Raw genomic sequence first — 259 nt, forward strand, 5'->3', positions numbered from 1 at the left:
TCGGCGCTGGTGGGCTTAGCTTCCGGGTTCGGAATGTAACCGGGCGTTTCCCCACCGCTATAACCGCCGTAACACTATGAACTTTCCAACCGGGGATCTACACGGTTGTTTGTTCAGACATCACACAGTGGACGCAAGCAGCTTAAAAGTTTCAGGATGTAGTCAAGTCCTCGGCCTATTAGTACCGGTCAACTCAACACGTTACCGTGCTTACATCTCCGGCCTATCAACCCAGTCATCTACTGGGAGCCTTACCCCA

Annotated in this window: 2 rRNA genes; both read right to left on the bottom strand. The window is 52.5% G+C overall.

The window, feature by feature from the left end:
• Positions 1 to 71, bottom strand: a 5S ribosomal RNA gene (rrf, locus tag OP04_RS48215); the annotation flags it as partial.
• A gap of 87 nt (positions 72 to 158) precedes the next feature.
• Positions 159 to 259, bottom strand: a 23S ribosomal RNA gene (locus OP04_RS48220); the annotation flags it as partial.

Source organism: Catenuloplanes japonicus, from assembly GCF_000717135.1.
GTDB classification, from domain to species: domain Bacteria; phylum Actinomycetota; class Actinomycetes; order Mycobacteriales; family Micromonosporaceae; genus Catenuloplanes; species Catenuloplanes japonicus.